Origin of the sequence: Burkholderia singularis (genome assembly GCF_900176645.1) — a bacterium.
GTDB classification, from domain to species: domain Bacteria; phylum Pseudomonadota; class Gammaproteobacteria; order Burkholderiales; family Burkholderiaceae; genus Burkholderia; species Burkholderia singularis.
Genome location: NZ_FXAN01000025.1, coordinates 1 through 22690, shown reverse-complemented (window position 1 = coordinate 22690; position 22690 = coordinate 1). Strand labels below are relative to the sequence as shown.

General features: G+C 65.2%; 14 protein-coding genes. 10 read left to right on the top strand and 4 right to left on the bottom strand.

The features are described 5' to 3' along the window. The first annotated feature begins 1 nt into the window (after position 1). The 8 genes from BSIN_RS02140 to BSIN_RS02105 all read left to right on the top strand — a co-directional run bounded on the left by BSIN_RS02140 (position 2) and on the right by BSIN_RS02105 (position 14408). Positions 2-1285 (top strand): MFS transporter, encoded by a 1284-nt coding sequence (locus BSIN_RS02140; RefSeq protein ID WP_089339421.1) that lies wholly within the window; start codon positions 2-4, stop codon positions 1283-1285. Between the two features lie 37 nt (positions 1286-1322). Beyond that, positions 1323-1529: an MbtH family protein gene (locus tag BSIN_RS02135; RefSeq protein WP_059573319.1), complete on the top strand. Its 207-nt coding sequence runs from the start codon at positions 1323-1325 to the stop codon at positions 1527-1529. 73 nt (positions 1530-1602) lie between these two features. Further along, positions 1603-4809 (top strand): non-ribosomal peptide synthetase, encoded by a 3207-nt coding sequence (locus tag BSIN_RS02130; RefSeq protein ID WP_089339370.1) that lies wholly within the window; start codon positions 1603-1605, stop codon positions 4807-4809. Between the two features lie 739 nt (positions 4810-5548). After that, entirely contained in the window at positions 5549-7672 is a 2124-nt protein-coding gene (locus BSIN_RS02125) for a class I SAM-dependent methyltransferase (protein WP_089339369.1), read from the top strand. Between the two features lie 372 nt (positions 7673-8044). Further along, positions 8045-9955, top strand: coding sequence for an acyl-CoA dehydrogenase family protein (locus tag BSIN_RS02120; protein WP_159935873.1), 1911 nt, complete (start codon positions 8045-8047; stop codon positions 9953-9955). 318 nt (positions 9956-10273) lie between these two features. Beyond that, positions 10274-11989 (top strand): dihydroxyacetone kinase family protein, encoded by a 1716-nt coding sequence (locus BSIN_RS02115; protein WP_089339419.1) that lies wholly within the window; start codon positions 10274-10276, stop codon positions 11987-11989. Between the two features lie 205 nt (positions 11990-12194). Continuing rightward, positions 12195-13169, top strand: a complete 975-nt coding sequence (locus BSIN_RS02110; RefSeq protein WP_089339418.1) for a sulfonate ABC transporter substrate-binding protein — start codon at positions 12195-12197, stop codon at positions 13167-13169. Positions 13170-13454: 285 nt separating this feature from the next. Next, on the top strand, positions 13455-14408 hold the full coding sequence (locus BSIN_RS02105) for a sulfonate ABC transporter substrate-binding protein (RefSeq protein WP_089339417.1): 954 nt from the start codon (positions 13455-13457) through the stop codon (positions 14406-14408). A gap of 216 nt (positions 14409-14624) precedes the next feature. On the opposite strand, the gene BSIN_RS26155 is transcribed toward BSIN_RS02105, so the two are convergent. Continuing rightward, positions 14625-15047: a hypothetical protein gene (locus tag BSIN_RS26155; protein ID WP_143757281.1), complete on the bottom strand. Its 423-nt coding sequence runs from the start codon at positions 15045-15047 to the stop codon at positions 14625-14627. Between the two features lie 567 nt (positions 15048-15614). On the opposite strand from BSIN_RS26155, the gene BSIN_RS02100 reads away from it, so the two are divergent. Continuing rightward, positions 15615-17552, top strand: coding sequence for a SurA N-terminal domain-containing protein (locus BSIN_RS02100; protein ID WP_089339367.1), 1938 nt, complete (start codon positions 15615-15617; stop codon positions 17550-17552). Positions 17553-17658: 106 nt separating this feature from the next. On the opposite strand, the gene BSIN_RS02095 is transcribed toward BSIN_RS02100, so the two are convergent. Further along, positions 17659-18333, bottom strand: a complete 675-nt coding sequence (locus BSIN_RS02095) for an arylesterase (RefSeq protein ID WP_089339366.1) — start codon at positions 18331-18333, stop codon at positions 17659-17661. On the opposite strand from BSIN_RS02095, the gene BSIN_RS02090 reads away from it, so the two are divergent. Continuing rightward, positions 18332-19051, top strand: a complete 720-nt coding sequence (locus tag BSIN_RS02090; protein WP_059513369.1) for an ABC transporter ATP-binding protein — start codon at positions 18332-18334, stop codon at positions 19049-19051. The two genes, BSIN_RS02095 and BSIN_RS02090, sit on opposite strands and share 2 nt — an antisense overlap. Positions 19052-19246: 195 nt before the next feature. On the opposite strand, the gene pgi is transcribed toward BSIN_RS02090, so the two are convergent. Next, positions 19247-20869 carry a glucose-6-phosphate isomerase gene (pgi, locus tag BSIN_RS02085; RefSeq protein WP_069234251.1) on the bottom strand — a complete coding sequence of 541 codons (1623 nt, stop codon included), beginning with the start codon at positions 20867-20869 and terminating at the stop codon, positions 19247-19249. A gap of 133 nt (positions 20870-21002) precedes the next feature. After that, the gene (locus tag BSIN_RS02080) at positions 21003-22628 is read right to left on the bottom strand and encodes an NAD(P)H-hydrate dehydratase (RefSeq protein ID WP_089339416.1); all 1626 of its coding nucleotides are present in this window, start codon (positions 22626-22628) and stop codon (positions 21003-21005) included. Positions 22629-22690 lie beyond the last annotated feature (62 nt).

Genomic DNA, 22690 nt, shown 5'->3' with positions numbered 1-22690 from the left:
CATGGATAGCCGCGAACAGACGATCGGCGCCGCCTGCGTGGACGCGGCCGCAACGGCGCCCGCCCGCCCCGGCATTTCGCGGGACGTGTGGATCATTCTCGCCACGCTGGCCGTCGACGCCGTCGGGCTCGGCGTCGCGATTCCGGTGTTGCCGGATCTGCTCGCGGCCGTCGGCGCGCGGCCGGCGCAGGTGCCGGTGATGCTCGGAAGCCTGATCGCGTGCTTCTACTTCATGCAATTCGTATTCGGGCCGCTGGTCGGCTCGGTCAGCGATTCGTGGGGCCGCCGTCCGGTTCTGCTGGTCGCGCTCGGCGGCTGCGCGGCGAGCTATGCGATCGGCGCGACCGCGCGCGGCTACGGCTGGCTGCTCGCGGGCCACGTGCTTGCCGGCGTCACGGCGTCGAGCGCCGCCGTGGCCACCGCGTACCTGGCCGACGTGACGCCGCCCGCGCTGCGCTCACGCCGTTTCGCGCTCGCGAGCAGCGTGCTCGGGCTCGGCCTGATCGCCGGGCCGGCCTTCGGCGGGCTGCTGGGCGCGCTGGGGCCGCGCGTGCCGTTCATCGCAGCCGGGGCGGTCGCGTTGCTGAATTTCGTCAGCGCGGCGTTCTTTCTACGCGAAAGCCTGCCGGCACAACGGCGCGTGCCGTTCTCGTGGGCGCGTGCGAGCCTGGTCGGCAGCCTGCGTCTCGTGCGGCGCGATCGCGTGTTCCGCGGCCTGCTCGCCGCGGTGTGCTTCGGGATGATCGCGTATGGAATCTATCTGTCGTGCTTCGTGCTCGCCAACGCAACGCGCCTGGGCTGGGGGCCGCGTGAGAACGGCTTCGCGCTGGCGGGCCTCGGGCTCGGCATCACGTTGACGCAGACGCTGCTGCTGCCGCGCCTGGTGGTTCGATTGGGCGAGCACCGCACCGCATTGCTCGGCTTCGGCTTGTTCGTGCTGGCTTACGGCGTCTACAGCCAGGCCGATTCCGTCGCGCTGATCGTCGTGGCGCTGGTTTTGCATTCGCTGTCGCTGATCAGCGATCCGAGCGTGCGCAGCCTGATTTCGGTGCATGCCGGCGCGCAGCGTCAGGGGGAGTACCAGGGCGCGCTGGTATGCCTGACTGGGCTGGCGTCGTCGATTGCACCGCTGCTGGGCGGCAAGCTGTTCGATTACTTCACTCGCCCCGGCGCGGTGCTGTTCTTTCCTGGCGTGCCGTTCATTTTTGCCGCGTTGCTTTACGCGCTCGCCATGCGGGTGGTCTGGCGCGCGATGCGCGGCCATGCGCGGGCAGTGCGCGAATGATTCACTTCTTGTTGACTGATGCTTGGAGGATTTGCGCATGACCTCTTTACTCGACGATCCCGACGGTGTGTTTCAGGTGCTGATCAACGGCGCTGGGCAGCATTCGCTTTGGCCGGCTGAACTGCCGATACCCCAGGGTTGGCACAAGGCGTTCGGCGACGATACGCGCCAAGCCTGCCTCGATTACATCGAGGCGCGATGGACCGATCTGCGGCCGCGCGGTATCGCCGTGAATGGCGCATGAGCGCGGCGCTTCACCGGCTTGCGGGCATGCGCGGCGCGCCCGCTTTCCCTCGACACAGGACATCGATTTCGCCATGAACATGCGACACCCATCGTTTCGCGCGTTGCTGCCCGCGCAGCGGGAAATCTGGCTGGCCGAGCAGCTTCGCCCGGACACATGCGTCTACAACACGGCGGGCTATGCCGACATCGGCGGCCCGGTCGATCACGGCCTGTTGCAGCAAGCGTTCAGTCAGGCCATGAATGAAGCGGACAGCCTGCGCGTGACGTTTTCGGCCGATGGCGACGATACGTGGCAAATGCCGGGCCGCCCACGGCAATTCGACATGCCGTTCGTCGACGTGAGCGGCGACGCGTCTCCACCCGACGCGGCGCTCGCGTGGATGATGCGCGACATGCGCACGCCGCCGGACCATGCAACGGGCCCCTTGTGCAATAGCGCGCTGTTGCGGATCGGCGCGCAGCGCTTCTTCTGGTATCTGTGTGCGCACCATATCGTCACGGACGCCTATGGCATGACATTGCTCGTGCGGCGCACGGCGCAGATCTACAGCGCGTGCGTGCAGCGCGGGGCCGCCGCCGTGGCGTGGTTCGGCACGCTGGACGACTTGATCGACGATGACCGCGCTTATCGGGACTCGGACGCGTTCGCCGCTGATCAGGCTTATTGGCGCGCGCGATTGATCGAGCGGCCGCAGCCGCAGAGCCTGTCGCCGGTGGCATTGCCGGGGCAGTTCGCGCCGGCAGGCGGGTTCCACCGGCAATGGGACGAGTTCGACGCCGCGACGAGCGACCGGATGCGCGCGATGGCGCGCGACAGCGCGCAGGGCATGCCGCCGTTGCTGGTCGCGCTGATGGCCGCTTATCTGCATCGAATGACGGGCCAGCGCGACGTCGTGCTCGGCTTGCCCGTCACCGCGCGCCAGAGCCGCCTGTTGCGCAACACGCCGGGCATGGTGGCGAACGTGTTGCCGTTGCGCTTCACGTGCGACGCGGCGACGAGCTTCGCCGCGCTTTACGCGCAATGCGCCGCCGAGATGCGCGCATCGCTGCGGCACCAGCGCTATCGCGGCGAGGCGATGCTGCGCGATGCGCAGCAGTTTGCGCCGGGCGAGCGCCTGCATGCGCAGAACGTGAACCTGATGGCGTTCGAGCCCGCGCTTCGGTTCGGCGAGCAGCTTGCGCAGACGCACAATTTGTCGAACGGGCCTGTCGACGATTTTTCGATCACCGTGTATGACGGCGGCGCGGGCCGGCCCATTCGCATCGCATTCGATGCGAACGAATCGTTGTACACAAGCGGCGATCTGGCCGCGCATCGCGGGCGCTTCCTGCGGCTGGGCAGCGCGCTCGTGACGGCTGCGCAGCGCCCCGTCGCCGAGGCGCCGCTGCTGACGCCGGCGGAGCGCCACATGCTGACCGGCGCGCGGGATGCGCCGGGCCCGATTTCATCCGCCGATACCATCGTCGAGCGCTTCGCGGCGCAAGCCGCCGCGAGCCCGGCCGCGATCGCGCTGGTGGACGGCGGCCGGCGGATCAGCTATGCCGAGTTGAACGCGCGCGCGAATCGGCTGGCGCATCTGCTGATCGGCTCGGGCGTCGGGCCGGAAGCGTTGGTCGGGTTGCACATGGCGCGCTCGGCCGAACTGATCGTCTGCATGCTCGCGATACTGAAGGCGGGTGGCGCATACGTCCCGCTCGATCCCGCTTATCCGGCCTCGCGGCTGGCATTCATGCTCGCCGATGCCCGCCCGACGCTGACGCTGACCACGCACGCCCACGCGGCGCAATTGCCGGCGCGAACGCCGGCGATGCTGCTCGACGATCCTGCACTGCAATCGGCATTGCAGGCCGCGCCCGCTTGCGATCCCGTGCCGAGTCCGCCGCTGCATCAGGAAAATGCCGCTTACGTGATCTACACGTCTGGCTCGACCGGTCAGCCCAAGGGCGTGGTGATTACGCATCGCAATGTCATACGCTTGTTGGACAACACGCGCGCGTGGTTCGACGTCGGCGCGGCGGATGCGTGGACGTTGTTTCATTCGTTCGCTTTCGATTTTTCCGTCTGGGAGTGCTGGGGCGCGCTGCTCAACGGCTGCCGGCTCGTCGTCGTGCCTTATGAGGTCAGCCGCTCGCCCGTGGAGTTTCTGGCGCTGCTGGCCGACGAGCGTGTGACCGTGCTCAATCAAACGCCGTCCGCGTTCCAGCAGTTGATGCAGGCTGACGAAGCACGTCCGGATCTGAGCGCGCGGCTCGCGTTGCGGTATGTCGTGCTCGGCGGCGAGGCGCTCGATGCGCGCTGCCTCGCGGGCTGGTATGCGCGCCATTCGGAAACCGCGCCGCGCCTGGTCAATATGTACGGCATTACCGAGACGACCGTGCACGTCAGCTATCTGGCGTTGAACCGCGCGGTGGCGGCCATGCCGGCCAGCAGCCTGATCGGGCGGCCGATACCGGACTTGCGCGTGTATGTGCTCGACGCGGCGTTGCGCCCCGTGCCGGCGGGCGTGCCGGGCGAGCTGTACGTTGCCGGGGCGGGCTTGGCGCGCAGTTATTTGTCGCGTGCGTCGCTGAGCGCGCAGCGTTTCGTCGCCGATCCGTTCGGGGAGCCAGGCTCGCGCATGTATCGTACCGGCGACGTGGCGAGGTGGCGGCCCGACGGCGCGCTGGATTTCATCGGCCGCGCCGACAATCAAGTGAAGGTGCGCGGATTTCGGATCGAGCCGGGCGAGATCGTTGCGCGGCTGATGCGGCATGCGTCGGTCGCGCAGGCGGAAGTGCTCGTGCGGCATGACGAGGCAGGCGACGGCCGCCTGATCGCATATGTGGTGCCACGCGGCGGCGAGACGGTCGATCCGGCGGCGCTGCGCGGTTTCGTGGCCGCCGAGATGCCGGAGCACATGGTGCCTGCCGCGATTGTCGCGCTCGATGCGATGCCCTTGACGCCGAACGGTAAGCTGGACCGTGCCGCGCTGCCTGCACCCGTCGTCGTGGGAGCGAGCCGACGCCAGCCCGGCGGCCCGCTCGAGCAGCAGGTGTGCGCGCTGTTCGCCGAGTTGCTCGACGCGCAAGCACTCGGCGTCGACGAAAGCTTCTTCGAACTCGGTGGCGATTCATTGCTCGCGATGCGTGCGATCAACAAGCTGCGCCAGCTTTTTGGCGTCGAGCTGACGATTCGCGACCTGTTTGCCGCGCCGACGGTTGCGGCTTTGAGCCGGCGGCTCGATGCGCAATTGGCGGACGCGCACGCCGCGGACGAGGCGAAGCTGGCCGCGCGATAAAGCGCACGGGTGCGGCTTGCGCGCGCCAATTCGGCCGCGGATGATGCGCCCGGCGCCGACAGTGCCGATTCGTCCGTTCGCTTCGCCGGGCCGCCGCGCCGCGAGCGAAATGGCCGACACGGCAAAATGACCGATAGGCCGCGATGCCGCGTCGGTCATTTCAATCATGCCTTTCAGTCCCGTTCATGCGCATGCCGTAGACGGCGGCAACATCGCGCGTGCGACGTGAACCGGACTGTCGCGCCATATTCTTTTTCGGTTCGCTCGAATGGTTGGCCCGCAAGCCGGCCGCACGCACCGTGCCACTCGGGCCAAGCCCGCGATATCCGGCTGGAACCGGGGCTGCCCGGGTGCCGGTATGCGTCCAGCGGCGCTTAGCGCCGCCTCTTGGGGCCACTTCAATCGGCGTGCCGGCCGGGTGATGCGCCGGTAGAGAATCGATTGTCGCGGGCCGGGCAATCCGCACGGCCATGTCGAGCCGAGGCCGCGGACCGTTGCATATGAATGCCGTTATTTCAAAAAACTCTTTTTTAAATAGAATTGACCAGTGTTTTTATTTGAAGGTATTGGTTTGTTTAATGAAATTAATTTTAAAAATAAAATCAAAAAACACTACTTTGATCCCTTTTGTGTGAAAACTGTGTCGGCTATTTTATTTTGTAGATTTCAATTTTTTAGCTAGCATCAATTGACCTGCTTCCGCGATCCCGAGTCATGATTAATTAAATAAGGGGGTTATATGAGATCTATTTTTGCAATTTTTCATTCCGCGGATGAATTGGCAGAACAGGTCGAAAAAAATTTTTTATATACCGACGAGGCTCGCCGATTGATCGGCGTACCTAAAGATGCGCAATTGAGCGTTGAATTGCGCGGAGCCGGCGAATCGGTCGCAATCACATACACGGGTGAGCGGCATGCAACGCTGCGCATCAGCGGCGACGATGCGCAACGTGTGATGGCCTACGCACGAAGTGCTGGATGGGCGAACGGCATTACGCTCATACCGACGCTGGCGCGGCTGGCGGCAGCGGGGGCGTTTGCCGGACTCGACGTGGGGGCGCGGCGCTCGATACGTGCGTTTGCGCAGACGCGCAAAACAGATCCGAGCCGCAACCTCGGCTTATTGTGGGGAGCGTTCCATTTGCTCGCGCTGGCCGGCTGGGTCGTCATCGACGGCGCGGACACGGATGCCCATTATGCGCTGACGCCGGAAGGATCGTCCGCGGCCGCATGCGTGGCCGCGGCCGACGTCCTGTTCCGGCGCGCCGCGGACGCAACGGCGATGCTGCAGCATCTGCACGCGCTTTGTCACGGCACGCGTGTCAATCGCGACGACAGTGCTGCTTATGTCGCGTTGGTTGACCAGTGCATCGCCGGTTGGCCGTTGCCGCCTATAGCGGATGCGCTCGGGCAGCGTGTCGACGAGCGGCTTCGTGGCGCGCTCGACGGCTTTCTGCTGGGGCCGACTTGGGTCGCGCTCGACATGCCGGTGTTCGAAACACATGACGGACAATCGAGCAAAGTGATGGACGGCATTTTCGAAGCATTCGACGCTTCGTCCGACTGGGTTTCGATGCGTGACGGTTGGCCGCACGCGAATCGCACCGTGCTGGACGCCGCGTGGCGATTGTTGCACTACGCCGGAATGGTCGATATCGATACTGACCGCGAATACGTGCGGTTGAATGCGCTCGGCAGGATGCACCGTCCCATTGCTGCTTCGTATGCGGGGTTGGCCGCATCGTATCTGCGTTCATATGCGATGCTGAACGATTTGTTGTTCGGCGATCCCGATCCGCTCGATATCGAGCGCGATGGCCATATCGATCGCGTGATGAATGTGTACGCAATGAAAGGGATCAGCTCAGGGGCTGCGTTGCAGGAGGCCGCGACGAAGATCGTTCACCGGCTCTTCGACGAAACCCCGCTGGAACAGCAGCCGTCAGGCATTGCCGACATCGGATGTGGCGATGGCAACGCACTCAGGCAGCTTGCCGAGTATGTCGTGCACTCGACGCGACGCGGTCGAATGCTTGCCGATTATCCACTGCTCGTCGTCGGCGCGGACTATAACGAATCGGCCCGCCGTCGCGCCGCCGACACGCTGGCGGCGCTCGCTGGCGTGCCCGGCGTGCAGGTGCTGGTCGTCGCAGCGGATGTGTCGCAGCCCGAGCGCTATAACGATACGATCGCGGCAAGCGGCCTGACCGTGAAAAACGCCGATGGTGGTTTTCGTCCGGCGCAACTGGGCGATCTGCTCCATACGTTCATGTTCCTGGTGCACAACCGGCGGTTGTGCACGCGATGCCGCGATACGGCGGACGAGATTCTCGTGCGTCACCTGCGCAGTGTCGACCGCGCACAACTGCGCTGCGTCGTCGACCGATATTTTCCAGGCCGGTTGACGGTTTCCATGCAGGCGCCGGAACCCATTGCGCATGCCGATTTAAAGGCGGCATTTCGCGTTGGATACAGCGATGCCGATGGGTTTGTTCCAGGTTATGTCGCGGCTGCCGATCTGCTTGATTTCTTTGCGCGCTGGAAGCCGTATGTAGGGCACGGTTTTCTGATTGCCGAAGCGCATTGCCCTTGGGCGGCGAGTGAGCCGGCCGACTGGCGGGCCGCGCAAGCGCATTCGACGCGCATCGCCCAGTTGCCTTCCATTTTTACGTGGGGAATGCACTTCGTGTCGCGCCAGTACTTGATGCCATTTCACGAATTCATGCTGACAGCCTGCCTGGCAGGGCTCCAGCCGCGCGATGCGGTATACGGTCGGGTCTATCCGCAAAATTTCCCGGCTCCTGATCAACTGGACGACTATCGCTACCTGAGCATTGCCGAATACGTCGCCGCTGCCTGAGCGAAACGCGTCGAGCGACGCAGCCGGGAAAATTTTTGCATTGACGCTTGCAGCGCCTTTCATTCAATCGGTCGGAACCGCGTTTCAAGCCGGCCGGCATTCCAATAAAAAGTAGAAAAATGATTGAATCGATAAACAATTCGAAATTACGATGAATTTACGTTTTTCTTTCCCATGGCGCGAGCCGTGCCGGAGGGCTGTGCAAGCGCGATCGGAAAGACGTATCGCCACGGGCCTGCATCGAAGCAATCGCTCCACCTTCGAGACATCCCATGGAGAGCATCATCGATTTCGAAATGCATTAGGGTAATGAGGCGCTGCATCAAATCGATTATTCCGAGTACGCGAATTTCTATTCATTCGAGGAAAATCATGCATTTTTCGGAAAACGCGCATCGCAACGTGAAATTCGAAGATGAAGGTATGAAGCTGGACAACCATGACGCAGCGGCGCCGGCGGCCAGGATTCGCCGGATTCTCTCCAGCCCGATTCAGCCGGCGATGCACGATATGCTGGCCGGCCTCATGATGGATCAACGATGCCGACACCGGGTTGGATGGAGCGCACGCGCGCAGCATTATTCGACATACGAGCGGATGCTCGGCCTGGCTGGCAAGCTGCCACGGGGCGCCGGCGATCTCTCGGACCCGTCCCTGTTATTGGGCGTCGCGGAGTGGGCGGCGGTGAATGATCCTTCCGTTTGCTTTCTGTTTCTAATTCAATATGCACTTTGCATTGGAACGTTGGTGGAGTTGGGCAAGGATAATGTTTACGCTCGGAAGTATGCGCTTGAGCTGGCGCAAGGGACGAAAGCCGGCGCATACATGATCACCGAAATCGGCAATAGCAACAGCCAGATCGCGGTGCGTGTCGAAGCGCGCTACGATGCGCAGGCTCGGGAGTTCGTGCTCCATACTCCCGATGACGGAGCGCTGAAGTTCACCAACGTCGGCATCAACAATCTGGATAAGATCGGAATCGTATGCGCGCGTCTTTTCGTCGATGAAAAGGACTGCGGCGTCTTTGCGTTCGTTCTGGATATCAGCGACCGCCATGGGCCGCGTCCGGGCGTCCGTTTATCTTCTCCGGCCGAAATCGCCTATCTGCCGCTGGATTATGGTTTCGCGGGCTTCGACAACGTCAGGGTGCCGTTCGAAGCGTGGTTGTCCGACGGCGCGACGATCGACGCCGCCGGCCGGTTCCACGATCCGCTGGATAGCGCCAATGCACGAATGGTCCGCTCGCTCATCGCGCCGGATAATATATGGGCGATGAGCGGCTCAGCGTTGTGCGCCGTTGCCCGCGCGAGCGCCGCGCAGACGTTGTCGTATTCGATGCGCCGTTCGAGCGCGGCGCGTATCGCGGCGGAAGTTCCGCTGCTGAGCTACTACAGTCAGCGCCGGGCCGTATTCCGCGCGTTGGCGACGTCGTATGTCACCACCTGCTTTGCGAAGGATGCGGCTCGGCAATGGGGCGACACGCTGCATCGCCGCGCCGCGCCGAAAGACGAGGAAACGCAACACATCGTGTGGGCGCCATGGAGCGCGACCAATAAGAGATTGTCGCTGGTCAAGGCGTTGACCACCTGGGCCACGGAGGAAGTGATCGCCGAATGCCGGTTGCACTGTGGCGTGGCGGGCCAGCTCACGGTCAACCGGTATATTGAATATGAGGGCTTGGCGCACGCCTTTAACGATGCGGGCGGAAACAATTTCCTGATTCTCCTCGATATGGCGCGCACGTTGGTATCGACCCCGCTTCCCGACGCGCCGCCTGTCCCCGTCGATGTGCCGCTGCCGGAAAATGCGGCGAGTGCGTTCAACCGGCTGCGAACGCGCGAATACCGGTTGACTCGCCAGTTAACCGAAGACGTGGCGGCTCGAACAGCCGAGGGTTTCGATCTGCTGGACATCTGGAATCCGCTTTTGCCTATTGCACGGGATGCCGCACAAGCTCATGGCTTGTGCATGGCGATGCAAACGGCGATCTCGATGGCCGAAACCGTCGACGATGTAGAAGGGCGCACGATCCTTCGGGATCTGAGTGCATTGTTCATCCTCGACCAAACCGATCGTCATGCGGCTTGGCTAATGAGCGAAGCGTTGCTGAGCGACCAGGAATACCGGTCGATCGGCGTGTCGATAGATCGTTTGTGCGAACGGCTCGTTCGTTATGCCGATACGCTCGTCGCCGCGTTCGGGTACCCGCATGCGGTCATTCAATCGCCGGTTTCGGATCCTGATGCGGACTATGTGACGTCGCTGCTGCGTGCGGTCAATTGAGCCGCTCCGAACGAAGCCGGGGCGATGGGCGCTTGCCGAATAAGGGGATGTCACGAATCCGCGCGACGATGGCGCCTGAAAATGCGATGTCGCGCCGAGGGCGGCGCAGACATCGCGCTCGGCCGGCGGCAGCCTGTCGCCGCCGGTAAGCGGGCGGCGGGGCGGCGCACTACCGGCGCCTTGCCCGTGATGGCACAATCCGGGCAACGAATCGATCCTGCGGCCGAAGCGGGGATGCGGCGCGCGCAGCACCGATGGGTTGCGCGCGCCATGCCCACGCGAAGCGCCGCCTTCACTCATTGTCCGGGAATCGTTGCGATGAAAAAGCTCATCAATCGTCCAGCCGACGTCGTGCGCGAAATGCTGGAGGGAATCGCGCGGCAGACGCCGCATGTCGCCATTCTCGGCGACGAGAATGTCCTGATTCGACGGGATTTGCCGCAGCCGGCACAGCGTCCGGTCGCGATCATCTCCGGAGGCGGCAGCGGTCACGAGCCGGCGCACGGCGGTTATGTGGGCGCGGGCATGTTGAGCGCGGCCGTTTGCGGCGAGGTCTTCACGTCGCCGTCCACCGACGCGGTTCTGGCCGCGATTCGAGCGACGTCGGGGCCGAACGGCGCGGTGCTGGTTGTGAAGAACTACACCGGAGATCGCCTCAATTTCGGCCTGGCGGCTGAACTGGCGCGTGCCGAAGGCATTCCGGTCGAGGTCGTGATTGTCTCGGACGATGTATCGCTGCGCGGCATCACGCCGCGCGAACGGCGCCGCGGTATCGCCGGAACCGTGCTCGTGCACAAGCTGGCCGGCGCGGCGGCCGAGCGCGGGCTGGCGCTCGCCGACGTGGCTGCCATCGCAAACGAAGCGGCATCCAATCTCGGCACGATGGGCGTGGCGCTCGACGGCTGCACGATGCCCGGCGTCGAGCAATCCGGCTTCAGCCTGGCCGATCATGAAATTGAACTTGGATTGGGTATTCACGGCGAGAAAGGGGTGAAGCGTGTGTCGCCGATGCCGGCGGACGCATTGGCCGACACGCTCGTTGCGAACATCGCGGAAGATCAGTCGATTGGCGGCGGCGACCGGGTGGCGTTGTTGGTAAACGGCCTCGGCGCGACGCCGGACATGGAGTTGAGCATCGTGCTGCGCGCCGCTTACGACAGCCTGAGCCGGCGCGGCGTGACCGTCGAGCGTGCGTGGGCCGGCACCTTCTTGTCGGCGCTCGACATGCCCGGCTGCTCGGTCTCCGTGCTCAAGCTGCATGACGGCATGCTCGAAGGGCTGGATGCTTCGACGCAAGCGCGCGCATGGCCGGGCGGCGGCGCGGTGAACCGGAATATCCGGATCGCCCCCGCCACGACGGGCGCTGGCGGCGCGCTGCCGCCGTTGACGGCCGATGGTCGCGCATGGGCCGACCGGCTTTGCCCTGCGTTGCATGCGGTTGCCGGAACGCTGATCGACAACGAGCCAAGATTGACCGAACTCGATTCCCTGGCCGGCGACGGCGACCTGGGCGCCAGCATGCGGCGGGCGGCAAACGCGATACTCGAATTGCCGCTCGAGGCTTATGGCGCGCCGGCCACCGTGCTTGCCGCGCTGGGCGCGGCGTTGCGCCGCGCGATCGCGGGCAGTTCCGGGCCGTTTTATGCGACGGCGCTGTTGCGGGCCGCCCGGCAGCTTGCCGGCGTGTCCGAGCCGAGCGCGCGCGATTGGGCAAGCGCGTTCAGGCGGGGTGTCGAAGCAATCGGCGATTTGGGCGGCGCGAAGCCGGGGGACCGCACCATGCTCGATGCGCTCGTGCCCGCCGTCGACGCGTTCGATCGCGAACTGTCGGCAGGCAAGAGCGCCGCCGACGCTTGGGCGGCGGCAGTCGACGCCGCGCAGCAGGGGGCGCAGGAAACCGCAAGCATGACGCCGCGAGCCGGACGGGCCAGCTATCTGGGCGAGCGCGCCGTCGGCTCGCCCGATGGCGGGGCGGTTGCCGTCGCGTGCTGGCTGCGCGCATTGCTGCCGCATGTTGTGCAGCGGGCCGGCTGAATTCCGTGCCCATCGCGCGATCCACGGATTCGATGCGCGCATTGGATCGCTCTGCTGTTGGTTGAGCCCGATCGAGTGCAACGCGCGCCAACCGATAGATAAGCAATTCGAAATGAATTGGTTGGGTCGCCGCGCGATCTCCCTTAGTATCGGCGTCGGGTTTTAGATGCGCATCGCGCGCCCGTTCATCGACGAGAGAGAATTCATGACGCGTTCCCCACGGACGAGCCGCCGCGGCTTCATCGGCGCAAGCATGGCGCTGGCATGGTCGGCGGCTGCGCCCGGCGTTCGTGCGCAAGGCGCGCGTATTGCGCGCGCGCACACGCTGCGCATCGGTTATCAGAAGGGTCCGTTGAGTCTGTTGAAGGCGCGCGGCACGCTGGAAAAGCGGCTCGGCGCATCCGGCATCCGTGTCGAATGGACGGAGTTTCCGTCCGGGCCGCCGCAGCTCGAGGCGCTCAACGTCGGAGCAATCGATTTTGGCGACGTCGGCGAGGCGCCGCCGATCTTCGCGCAAGCAGCGGGCGCGCCGTTCGTCTATTACGGGCAAACCGCGAAGCGCCCGGCGAGCGAGGCGCTCGTCGTGCCGAACGATTCGCCGATTCGGTCGGTGGCGAGCTTGAAGGGCAAGCGCATCGCGCTCGTGAAAGGGTCCAGCGCGCATTTTCTGATCGTCAAATTGCTCGCGGCCGCCGGCATCGACTATCGCGACGTCACGCCGGTCTGGCTGCCGCCCTCGGATGCGCGTGCGGCATTCGAGCGTCGGTCGGTCGATGCGTGGGCGATCTGGGATCCGTTTCTCGCCGTCGCCCAGAAGACGGTGAACGCGCGCATCGTCGCCGACGGAACGGGCGTGGTGAGCAACCGTGCGTTCTATTTCACGTCGCGTGCCTACGCGGAACGGAACGGCGACGTGCTGCGCGCGGTATTGGCGGAACTCAGCGCGCTCGATAAATGGACCGAATCGAATCGCGCGCAGGCGGCTCGCGAGTATGCGCGGCTCTGGAACTTGCCGCGCGAAGTTGTCGACGTGGCGCTCGGGCGCTTGCGTTACGGCATCGCGCCGATCTCCCGCGACGCGCTTGCCGATCAGCAGCGTATAGCCGATACATTTCTCGAGTTGAAACTGCTGCCGAAGCGAGTCGAGATCGCCGATGCAGTGCCGCGCGGGCTCGCATGACGCCGGCATCCACTGTGCGCGATAGGCGCGTGGCTACGCTGCGCGTGGTTTGCCGGCGGCGCGCGCGCCGGCATGACGGACGGCCGATGCGGGCTGCCGCGTGTGCGCGCGCCGGAGGGCGTGCACGCGTTGCGATCGGGCCGCTGTTTGCGCGGGTTTTTTCGACGTGTTTTTTCGAAACGGCGCGGGCGTTGGCCGATCGCGGCCGGTTACGTGCGAGCGTGCGTTTGGCCGTGGTCGCCGGGGCCGCCGCGGATCATCGACACACATCACGGACATCCGATCATGAATCGCTCGACCTCGCGAGACCGCAGAGCTTTCCTCGTTACAACGACTGCGGCGCTGGCCGGTATTGCAACGCCGGCTTGGGCGAAATTCGACAGCGGCCAATTTCGCATCGGTTATCAAAAAGCCGCGAGCACACTGGTGCTGTTGAAGGCGAAGGGCACCCTCGAAAAGCGGCTGGCGCCGCTTGGCGTCAAGGTGACGTGGGCCGAATTTCCGGCCGGCCCGCAATTGCTCGAGGGACTCAACGTCGGGGCGATCGATTTCGGCTATGTCGGCGAGGCGCCGCCGGTGTTCGCGCAGGCCGCGGGGGCGGATTTCGTCTATACGGCGTATGAAGTGCCGACGCCGCATGCCGAAGGTATCGTCGTCGCACGGCAATCGCCGATCCGGCGCGTCGCCGAACTCAAAGGGGCGAAGATCGGTTTCAATCGCGGCTCGGACGTGCATTGGTTCGTCATCGCGCTGCTGCGCAAGAACGGCCTCGATTACGGCGATATCCAGCCGGTTTTTCTCGCGCCCGCCGACGCCCGCGCGGCACTCGAACGCGGCGCGATCGATGCATGGGCGATCTGGGACCCGTTTCTGTCAGCAGTCCAGACGCAAAGCGGCGCGCGCCTCGTTGCGGATGCGCAGGGCGTGGCCAGCCACCACCAATTCTTCGTCAGCCAACGCGAATTCGCGCAGAAGCGCAAGGATGTCATCGCGCTGACGCTGGACGAACTCGGCAACGAAGGGCAGTGGGTGACGCAGAATCTCGCCGCTGCCGCCGAACGGCTGGCGCCGCTGCAGGGGCTCGATGCCGCGACCATCCGCGCGGGCCTCGCGCATTACGCGCATCAATACCGGCCGATCGACGCCGCCGTGCTCGACGAGCAGCAGCGCATCGCCGATACGTTCTATGAGCTCAAGGTGATTCCGCGCAAGATTGTCACGAAAGAGGCCGTGCTGTGATCTGAGGCCGGGGAGCGCGGGATAGGGATAGCGGTGGGCATTCGTCGCCAGCGATCAGCGCGCACGCTTCTGCTCGCCGGGCACGCGGCATCGCGCCAATGGATAGCGGAATCCGCGACTATGAGGATTCCGCTGTTCGGTAAGCGCATCTTCGCAAGCGATCGTGATTGATTGGGGGAAACGGGTTGGGCGGTGAGTTTCGATGCAATGCCGGGTTCAATATCCGTGGAAATTCCAATTGGTCGTATCGTTTTCGGATGACAAGATTATATTTAAAGATCCGGAAGTTGAAACGGAAGTGTTGATGATTAATTTTCTGGGTGGGCTTTCGCTTGCAGTGGCGATCTGGTAATTGGTGGGGGTGTTTGTTCCAGCGAGTAAGAATAATGTTGCGGCTGATGACGTACCGGCAACACTCAATTCATTGCTAGGGCCGTAAGCCAAGTAGAGCCGGTATCCAGTATTGAAAAGCGTGGCCCTTATGCCTACTTGCGGACTGGGATAAACTTCCCATTTGAAAATATCCGCAAGATTGTTGACGTCGGCCACTGGGGCTGCGAGAGCACCTCCTGTTTTACTGCTGAGGTCAAGGCAATAAAGTTTTTGATTATACGTTGTCAGAATTGAAAAAATTGGCATGGCGATAAATTAAGTTTGAAGGGGATTTTATTGTCTTTTAATTTTTGGTGTTGGTAAATTTCTTGTGTGAATATAAATGGGATATTTTTTTGAATAATTTTTATGATTGATAATTGGTTCGTTGAGGGGTTGAATTGAAAGGTTGGGGTTGTGTGTTTTCCGCATTATTTGTTTTGGCCGAATTGGTCATAATTCAACCCGTGTAACCGAATGCCGAATCGCATGTTCCCCGATCGAGCGGGAGCAAGAGAACGGACCGATTGGAAACTGAAACTCAGGCCTTGTTTTGATGTGGCGCGAATTATGCCCGCCTCCATCGATGACGCAAACAATGCCATGGTGCGCACACATAGGCGTGCATATCGCGCATTCGACGAAAGGATCGGCGGCGAGCACGTGGCCGGAACGCGAGTCGTGCCGCCGATGTGACGCATGCCGGCCGCGCGCTTGCCGTCGCCACGGGCCGGACACGGGCATGCGGGCGTTTCGCCGGACGAGCCCCGGATCGCCTTTTTTTCAGCCCATTGTTGTAATATCGGGCGTTTTGTCCAAATCACGCCGTCACGCATGCTCGATTTTTTCCGCAATCACCAGCGCTTGATGATGTTCCTGCTGCTCCTGATCGTGTTGCCGGGGCTGGGAATCGTCGGCATTCAGGGTTTCCGTGGGTTCTTCGACGATAGTTCGAACGTCGCGTCCGTCAACGGACACAAGATCGCGCGCGCCGAGTTCGACGGCATGTTGCGCCAGCAGATCGATCAGGCGCGTCAGGTGCTCGGCGCGCGGTTCGATGCGAAGATGTTCGATACGCCCGAGCGCCGCCAGCAACTGCTCGACGGGCTGATCCAGCAGCGCGCGCTGGCCGACGAGACGCAGCGCCTGCATCTGACGGCGTCGGATGGTGCGGTGCGCAACGCGTTGTTGAGCGACCCGGTGATCGGCTCGCTGAAGAAGCCGGACGGCTCGATCGACGCCGAGCGCTACACGCAGTTGCTCGCGATGCAGGGCATGACGCCCGATCAATACCAGGAGCGCGTGCGGTACAACCTCGCGATGCAGCAAATTCCGCAAAGCCTGATTTCGAGCGCGTTTACGCCGAAGAGCGTCGCGCAGCGGCTGACCAGTCTTGCCGAACAGCAGCGGGAAGTGCAGCCGCTGATGTTGAAGGCGGCGGACTATGCATCGAAGGTTCAACCGACCGACGCGCAGATTACCGCCTATTACGACGCACATAAGCAAGCCTTCGCCACGCGCGAGGCGGCGGCGATCCAATATCTCGTCTATTCGCCGTCGGCTGCCGCTGCGGTGGCGCAGCCGAGCGACGCCGACATCAAGAAGTATTACGACGACAACATCGCGCGCTATCGCACCGATGCGCAGGTGCGCGTGAGCCACATCTTCGTCGCCGCGGCGAAGGATGCGAGCGCGGCCGACAAGGCCGCGGCGAAAGCGAAGGCGGAGCAACTGCTCGCCGAAGTGAAGGCGCATCCCGAGCAGTTCGCGCAGATTGCCGAGAAGAGCTCGCAGGACGCGCCGTCGGCGGCGAAGGGCGGCGACCTCGGCTTCATCACGCGCGGCTCCACCGCGGGTGGCACCTCGTTCGACGACGCCGCGTTCGCGCTGAAGAAAGACGAGATCAGCGGCGTCGTGCAAGGCGATTACGGCTTTCACATCCTGAAAGCGACGGACGTGAAGCCGGCTGTCGTGAAGCCGCTCGCGGACGTGAAGGATTCGATCGTCGCGGATCTGAAGCAGCAGTTCGCGGCAAAGGCGTTCGCCGACAATGCGGAAGGTTTCTCGTCGACGGTCTATGAAAAGGCGAAGAGCCTGCAGCCGGCCGCCGACAAGTACAAGCTGTCGATTCAGACCGCGACGGTGTCGCCGCAGCCGAATCCGGCGCTGCCGCCCGACAGCCCGCTCAACAATCCGAAGTTCCTCGCGGCCGTGTTCGCGGCCGATTCGGTGAAAAACGGCAATAACACGCAGGCGATCGACGTCGGCGGCAACACGCTGATTGCCGCGCGCGTGACGAGCCACCAGCCGTCGACCGTGCCGGCGCTCGCCGCGATCAAGGACCAGGTGCGAGCGAAAGTGGTGGCCGAGGAGGCCGCGAAGCTCGCGAAGCAGGATGGCGAGGCCAAGCTTGCGGAGTTGCGCAAATCGAAAGCGACGGCGGGTTTCGCGGCCGCCGTCAAGATCTCGCGTACTCAGTCGAACGGATTGCCGCCCGCGGCGGTGAGCGCGATCTACAAGGCCGATCCGAAGGCGCTGCCCGCGTATGTCGGCGTCGATCTTGGCAACGACGGCTATGCCATCTTCCGCGTGAATGCGGTCGCCGACGCGCCGCCGGCCGACAATCAGCGTCTTGCGGCCGCCCAGCAGCAGCTCGCGCAAGTTTATGCGCAAGGCGAGACGCAGGCGTACCTTGCCGCGCTGCGCGCGCGTTCGAGCGTGAAACTCTATGGCTCGATCGCCGATGCGGCTTCTCAGGATAAGTCCGAATGATCGGAACGGCCGTGCTTTTGATTGGCTGATACGCGGCAGCGGCAACATCGACAGCAGGCAGCAGCCCCGCCATTGCGCGGGGCTGTTTTTTTTCGGCTTGCGCGGGTCAGTGCGATGCCGTGCGCAGCAGCGGCTTGAGCGTCGGCCACACGTTGTCGAGCAACTGACGCTGCGCGGCCTGAGTCGGATGGATTTGGTCGGACTGGAACATCTCGGGCTTGTTTTCCAGGCCCGCAAGCAGGAACGGCACGAGCGGCACACGCAGTTCTTTCGCGAGCGCCGTATAGACGCCGTGGAACCGCTGCGTATAGTCGGGGCCGTAATTGGCGGGCACGTACATTCCGACGAGCAACACCCGCGCGTGCGCCTGTTTCGCCTGCGCGACGATCTCGCGCAGATTGCGCTCGGTCGCGTCGAGCGGCACGCCGCGCAGCGCGTCGTTCGCGCCCAGCTCGACGACCACGACCGACGGCTTGAGCCGCGTCAGCAGCGCCGGCAACCGCGCGCGGCCGCCGCTCGTCGTGTCGCCGCTGATGCTGGCATTCGCGACGCTATAATCGATGCGCTCCGCGGCAAGACGCGCGCGCATCAGCGCCACCCAGCCGGTGTCGCGCGGCAGACCGTACTCGGCCGACAGACTGTCGCCGAGCACGACGATTGTCGGCTTGTCGGGCTGTATGCCGGCGGGCGCCGCGGCCGGCGTGGCCGCATCGGCGGCGCCGGCGAGCGTGGCGGCGGCCACGAGCGCGGCGCCGGTTCTCCAGGAGAAAGTGCGTTTCATGCTCAAGATTACCGATCCGATTATCGAAGTGCGGGATGTATGCAAGCGTGTCGCGGATGCCACGGGCGAGCTGACGATTCTCGAGCGCATCGACCTGGTGGTGCGCGCGGGCGAGAGCGTCGCGATCGTCGGCGCGTCCGGGTCGGGAAAATCGACGTTGCTCGGCTTGCTCGCCGGATTGGACAGTGCGACGAACGGCACGGTTCGCCTGTTCGGCCAGGATCTGAGTCAGTTGGACGAGGATGCGCGCGCGGCGCTCCGAAATGGTGCGGTCGGCTTCGTTTTTCAATCGTTCCAGCTCATGCCGCATCTGACGGCGCTCGAAAACGTGATGCTGCCGCTTGAACTGCAAGGCGGCGTCGGCACGCGCGACGCGGTGCAGCGTTCGCGCGCGCTGCTCGAACAGGTGGGGCTCGGCGCGCGCACCGGGCACTATCCGAAGCTGTTGTCGGGCGGCGAGCAGCAGCGCGTCGCGCTTGCCCGAGCGTTCGTCACGCGTCCGGCGCTGCTTTTTGCCGACGAGCCGACGGGCAGTCTCGATGCGGCGACCGGGCATGCGGTGATCGATTTGATGTTCGAACTGAACCGCGCGCACGGCGCGACGCTCGTGCTCGTCACGCACGATCCCGAACTCGCGCGCCGTTGCAAAACGACGGTCGTGCTCGAAGCGGGCCGCCTGCATGGCGATGCGAGCCGCGAGCGGCACATGGCGGGCTGATTCGGGCGCGGCTGCGTCGATCGGGCGGCGCTCGCGGTGTGTGCGGGGCCGGCCGTGCGAGCAGCGGTCGCGCGCGTTCGGTGCGCGGGCGCCCGGCCGACGCTTTTCGTCGCGGCGCGCCGGGCCGCCGCCTGCCGCCCGCGCACAGCCGGGCGACCCGATGGCCCTGCGCGCGGCCGATCGACTCAACTTAACTCAACGCGATAGCGCCTGGCGCGCCCGGGCGATCAGCGCCGACGTCGACGAGTCGTGCTTGGCCGGATCGGCTTGCGCGGCCGACAGATCGGCCTCGACGACCTTGCCGAGGATCTTGCCCAGCTCGACGCCCCACTGATCGAACGGATTGATGTTCCACACCGCGGCTTGTACGAGCACCTTGTGCTCGTACAGTGCGATCAGCGCGCCGAGCGAGCGCGGCGTCAGCGCGTCGACGAGAATCGTCGTGGTCGGGCGGTTGCCGGGGAAGCTCAGGTGCGGCGCGAGTTCGGGATGGTCCGGCCCGGCGATCTTGCGCGCTTCCTCGAGCGTGCGGCCGAGCATCAGCGCCTCGCTTTGCGCGAAGCAGTTCGCGAGCAGCTTCGGATGATGGCTCGCGAGCGCATGCTCGGGCGTGAGCACCGCGATGAAATCGATCGGCACGAGCGTCGGGCCCTGATGCAGCATCTGGAAGAACGCATGCTGGCCGTTCGTGCCGGGCTCGCCCCACGTGACGGCGGACGTCGGGTAATCGACGAACGCGCCGTCGATGCGAGCGGACTTGCCGTTGCTCTCCATCTCGAGCTGTTGCAGATACGACGGCAGATAGTGCAGCGCCTCCGAATACGGCGCGACCAGATAGCTCTGCGCGCCGAAGAAGTTCCGATACCAGATGCCGATCAGGCCAAGCAGCGCCGGCAGGTTGCGCTCGAGCGGCGCGTGGCGGAAATGCTCGTCCATGTCGTGCGCGCCGGCGAGCAGTTCGTCGAAGCGCTCGGGGCCGACCGCGATCATGATCGACAGCCCGACCGCCGACCACAGCGAATAGCGGCCGCCGACCCAGTCCCACATCTCGAACACGTTCGCTTCGGCGATGCCGAATTTGACGACTTCGGCCGGATTCGCCGACACGCCGACGAAGTGCTTCGCAAGCGCGCTTTCCGGGCAGCCCTTCGCGACGAACCAGTCGCGCAGCGAGCGCGCGTTCGTCATCGTCTCGAGCGTCGTAAAGGTTTTCGACACGATGATCGCGAGCGTTTCCTGCGGATCGATCTGCTCGAGCACGCGCGCGAGATCGGCGCCGTCGACGTTCGACACGAAGTGCGTCGCGATGTCGGGCGTCGCGACGTGATGGAGCGCATGGACGACCATCTTCGGCCCGAGATCCGAGCCGCCGATGCCGATGTTTACGACGTGGCGGATGCGTTTGCCGGTGTAGCCGGTCCATGCGCCGCTGCGCACCGCATCGGCAAAGCGCGCCATCTTCGCGCGCTCGGCGGCGATTTGCGCATGGAACGGCGCGTCGGGCGAACTCGCGCGCAGCGCGGTATGCAGCGCCGCGCGGCCTTCGGTGGGGTTGACGATCCCGCCCGCGAACATCGCGTCGCGGCGAGCTTCGACGCCGGCTTCGCGAGCCAACTGGACGAGCAGCGCGAGTGTTGCATCGGTGATGCGGTTTTTCGAGAAATCGGCGGCGAGGCCGCCGCCTTCGAACGTGAAGCGTTCGGCGCGCGTCGGCGCGGGATCGGCGGCGGGCGCGAACCAGTCGCGCAGATGCGCGTCGCGGATGTCTTCATAGTGCGCTTGCAGCGCGGGCCAAACGGGGAGCGAATTCAGCGTCATGGCGATTAAGGCGAGGCAGCGTGAATCGGGAAGGCCGCGCCCGCTGCCGGCACGAGGCACGCGGGCGGACGAGGAGCCCGCCGGCGGCGCGTGGCATGACGGCTCGAAGCGAGCGCGCCGCGCGGCGGGACGCTCAGTATAGCGGCGCTTGGCCTGGCGTGCCGGCGCGCACGTAAAAGAGTCGGTTGAGCAGCATACGCACGGCCGGTGCGAGTTCGCCCGCGGTGAGGCCGGCCGGTCCCGCGCCTGCCGCGCACAGGCGCTCGGCGGCGAGCCCGTGCAGATAGACGCCCGCGAGCGCGGCCTCGAAGCGCGGCATGCGTTGCGCGAGCAGCGCGCCGACCAGACCGCCCAGCACGTCGCCCGTGCCGCCCGTGGCGAGCGCGGCATTGCCGGTCGGATTGATCGCGACGCGGCCGTCGGGCGACGCAATCACGGTGCCTGAGCCTTTCAGCGCGACGACGGCGCAAAAGCGCGCGCTCAGTGCGCGCGCGGCCGCGACGCGCCCGCGCTGGATGCCGGCCGCGTCGGTGCCGAGCAGGCGCGCGGCTTCCAGCGGATGCGGCGTGAGGATCGCGGGGTCGCCGGCGCGGCCGCGCGCGGCGAGCGTCTCGGCGAGCGCGGGGGTCGCGGCGATCAGGTTTAGCGCGTCGGCGTCGATCAGTTTCGGCACATCGAGCGGCAGCGCCGCCGCGAGCGCGTGCGCGGCGGCCTCGCTCGCGCCGAGCCCGCAGCCGATCACGAGCGCGGTGAGGCCGGCCGTGGGCAGCGTGCCGGCCGGGCGCAGCATCAGCTCCGGGTGCGGTGCATCGTAGGGCGGCGCGCCCGCGCCGACGAAGCCGACATGCACCTTGCCCGCGCCCGCGAAGAGCGCCGCGCGCGCGGCGAGAATCGGCGCGCCGCACATGCCGGTGTCGCCGCCGACGATCGCGACGCTGCCGTAGGTGCCCTTGTGCGACGCGAACGCGCGCTCGGGCAGGTGCGCGCCGAACAGATCGGGCGCGTTGAGCCGGATCTCGGGCGTGGCGCATTCGTCGAGGCCGAGCGCGGCGACGTGAATCTCGCCCGCGAGGTCGCGCCCTTCGCCGGTGTAGAGGCCGGGCTTGGCCGCGATGAACGACAGCGTGTGGGTGGCCGCGACCGCCGGGCCCGCGCCGACGCGCAGGCCGGTGTCGCTGTCCAGCCCGCTCGGCACGTCGAGCGCGAGCACGCGGCCGGTGTGCCGCGCGCGCGCCGACAGCCGCACCGCGAGCGCCGCGAACGCGCCGTCGAGCGGCCGCGCGAGGCCGATGCCGAACAGGCCGTCGACGAGCCAGCCGTAGCCGTCGAACGAGGCGGGCGGCTCGGTGTCGATCGGCACACCGGCCGCGCGCGCGCGATCGAGCGCCCAGCGGGCGTCGTCGGGCTTCACGCCGACGGGCATCCACACGTCGGCCGCGAAGCCGAGCCGATGCAGCTCGGTTGCCGCGACGAGCGCGTCGCCGCCGTTGTTGCCGGGGCCGGCGGCGAACCAGACCGGACGCGGATCGCTGACGAGCCGCGCGGCGAGCCATTGCGCGGCGGCCGCGCCCGCACGGCCCATCAGCGTGTGTGGCGGCAGCGCGGCGGCGGCGTGGTGTTCGATGTCGCGCAGCTCGGCGACGGTCAGCAGCGGCTCGTCCGTATGCGCGGGCCATTCGGCGAACGGATCGGGCGACGCGGGGGTATGAGGCTGGGCAGAACGCGGATGGGGCGCGGCGGAATCGGCGGGCAAGGGCATGGACGGCTCGCGGTCAAGCGCCGCCGGCGGCGGCCTCAGGTGGCAAAGCGCTGCGCATGCAG

Excerpts from the sequence above, each read along its gene's own strand:
- BSIN_RS02140 (WP_089339421.1), top strand. The coding sequence starts at position 2 with ATGGATAGCCGCGAACAGACGATCGGCGCCGCCTGCGTGGACGCGGCC.
- BSIN_RS02135 (WP_059573319.1), top strand. The coding sequence starts at position 1,323 with ATGACCTCTTTACTCGACGATCCCGACGGTGTGTTTCAGGTGCTGATC.
- BSIN_RS02130 (WP_089339370.1), top strand. The coding sequence starts at position 1,603 with ATGAACATGCGACACCCATCGTTTCGCGCGTTGCTGCCCGCGCAGCGG.
- BSIN_RS02125 (WP_089339369.1), top strand. The coding sequence starts at position 5,549 with ATGAGATCTATTTTTGCAATTTTTCATTCCGCGGATGAATTGGCAGAA.
- BSIN_RS02120 (WP_159935873.1), top strand. The coding sequence starts at position 8,045 with ATGCATTTTTCGGAAAACGCGCATCGCAACGTGAAATTCGAAGATGAA.
- BSIN_RS02115 (WP_089339419.1), top strand. The coding sequence starts at position 10,274 with ATGAAAAAGCTCATCAATCGTCCAGCCGACGTCGTGCGCGAAATGCTG.
- BSIN_RS02110 (WP_089339418.1), top strand. The coding sequence starts at position 12,195 with ATGACGCGTTCCCCACGGACGAGCCGCCGCGGCTTCATCGGCGCAAGC.
- BSIN_RS02105 (WP_089339417.1), top strand. The coding sequence starts at position 13,455 with ATGAATCGCTCGACCTCGCGAGACCGCAGAGCTTTCCTCGTTACAACG.
- BSIN_RS26155 (WP_143757281.1), bottom strand. The coding sequence starts at position 15,047 with ATGCCAATTTTTTCAATTCTGACAACGTATAATCAAAAACTTTATTGC.
- BSIN_RS02100 (WP_089339367.1), top strand. The coding sequence starts at position 15,615 with ATGCTCGATTTTTTCCGCAATCACCAGCGCTTGATGATGTTCCTGCTG.
- BSIN_RS02090 (WP_059513369.1), top strand. The coding sequence starts at position 18,332 with ATGCTCAAGATTACCGATCCGATTATCGAAGTGCGGGATGTATGCAAG.
- BSIN_RS02095 (WP_089339366.1), bottom strand. The coding sequence starts at position 18,333 with ATGAAACGCACTTTCTCCTGGAGAACCGGCGCCGCGCTCGTGGCCGCC.
- pgi (WP_069234251.1), bottom strand. The coding sequence starts at position 20,869 with ATGACGCTGAATTCGCTCCCCGTTTGGCCCGCGCTGCAAGCGCACTAT.
- BSIN_RS02080 (WP_089339416.1), bottom strand. The coding sequence starts at position 22,628 with ATGCCCTTGCCCGCCGATTCCGCCGCGCCCCATCCGCGTTCTGCCCAG.